Annotated in this window: 2 protein-coding genes; both read right to left on the reverse strand. The window is 68.8% G+C overall.

Features of this window, described 5'->3' with window-relative positions:
- Positions 1-1,210 (reverse strand): proline--tRNA ligase (proS, locus tag I5I_RS14140; RefSeq protein WP_036321180.1); only part of this gene is annotated, 1,210 nt, incomplete at its 3' end.
- A 31-nt stretch (positions 1,211-1,241) separates the two neighbouring features.
- Positions 1,242-1,719 (reverse strand): hypothetical protein (locus I5I_RS17330; RefSeq protein ID WP_204365831.1); only part of this gene is annotated, 478 nt, incomplete at its 5' end.

The following is a 1,719-nucleotide window of genomic DNA, read 5'->3' on the forward strand; positions in this document are numbered from 1 at the left end:
CGACGTAGCCGTCGGCGGCGAAGTCGCGTCCGGCGACGAGCGAGTGCACGTGCTTCTGATCGATGTTCGCACCGGTGATCCAGCGCGTGCCGTCCACGACGCGGGGGTCGAGGACGTAGCGGATGCCGGTGGCCGACTCCTCGCCCAGGATCGCGCCCTGGGGAGACCACGGCCCGATGTACCCCTTGACCAGCAGCGGGTGCTTCTCGAAGTCCTCGGGCGTGGCGGGCTCGACCTCGGCGGGCGCGAACGCCACCTCGACGCGCTTCTCGTCGACGTCGCGATCGCCGGGGAGACCGACGACGACGAGCTCGCGGCTGCCGTCGAGGTGTGTGAGCGCGAGGACGACGTTCTTGAGGGTGTCGGCGGCGGTGTACTCGCCGTCGAGCACGGCGTTGGTGTGCGCCACGAGCGTCTCGATCGTGGGCGTGTTCGGGGAGTCGAAGATCACCGGCTCGCCGAACCCGTCGAACGCGATGGGCTCGGGCGCCAGGGTCTCGAACGCCTCCACGTTGGCCGCGTAGCCGCCGGCCGAGCGCACGAACGTGTCCTCGCCGATCGCCGTCGGGTGCAGGAACTCCTCGCTGCGCGAGCCGCCCATCGCCCCGGCATCCGCCTGGACGATGACGTACTCCAGGCCCAACCGCTGGAAGATGCGCTCGTAGGCGTCGCGCTGAGCCATGTAGCTGGTGTCGAGCCCGGCGTCGGTGTAGTCGAAGGAGTACGCGTCCTTCATCGTGAACTCGCGGCCGCGCAGGAGTCCCGCGCGCGGACGTGCCTCGTCGCGGTACTTGTCCTGGATCTGGTAGATCGTCAGGGGCAGATCCTTGTACGAGCCGTACAGGTCCTTGACCAGCAGCGTGAACGCCTCTTCGTGCGTCGGGGCGAGCAGGTAGTCGGCGCCCTTGCGGTCCTTCAGGCGGAAGATGCCGTCGCCGTACTCCTCCCAGCGCCCGGTCGCCTCATAGGGGTCGCGCGGCATCAGTGCCGGGAAGTGCACTTCCTGTGCGCCGGCGGCCGCCATCTCCTCGCGGATGATGTCCTCGATCCGCGACTTGACCCGCAGCCCCAGCGGCAGCCACGCGAAGATTCCCGGTGCCTGGCGGCGGATGTAGCCGGCGCGCACGAGCAGGCGATGGCTCGTGACCTCGGCATCCGAAGGGTCTTCGCGAAGCGTGCGGAGGAAGAAGTTCGACAGACGGGTGACCACGAGCGTCAAGCCTAGTCCGCAGCCACTCGGCTCAGTGCAGGGCCGCCAAGACGGCCGCCGCCACCACGACGGGATCGGGCGCGTCGTGCACACGCACGATGTTCACGCCGTCCGTAGCGTGGACGTCGTGCACGCCGTCGGCATATGTGCTCGTCAAACCGAAGGCGTCGACAGCACCGTCGACGCCGACCGGCGTGCGAGTCTCCCACTCGAGAGGCGTCCTGGTCGCGACCCGATCCCAGTCCCAGGCACCGCCCGGGTAGATCATGATCATCATCGCCCTGGTCGGCGAAGCGCCCGGCACCCACCAGCGGCATTCCGTGCCTTGTCCCTGCGCCTGGGCTATGTTGACGTCCACATCGGGACGGGAATCTCCGGGATATCCCACCTCGAACGACGAAGAGCCGAGGAGATCCTCGAGGGGCAGGCGTTCAGCCAGGTTCGTGCAGTCCTGCGGGTGGCCACATCCAGCGGTCGCGACGGCGGCAGCGCTCGTGCCGGCCCGGTCG

It is taken from the genome of Microbacterium sp. B24, from assembly GCF_000333415.1.
In the GTDB taxonomy this organism is placed as follows: Bacteria; Actinomycetota; Actinomycetes; order Actinomycetales; family Microbacteriaceae; genus Microbacterium.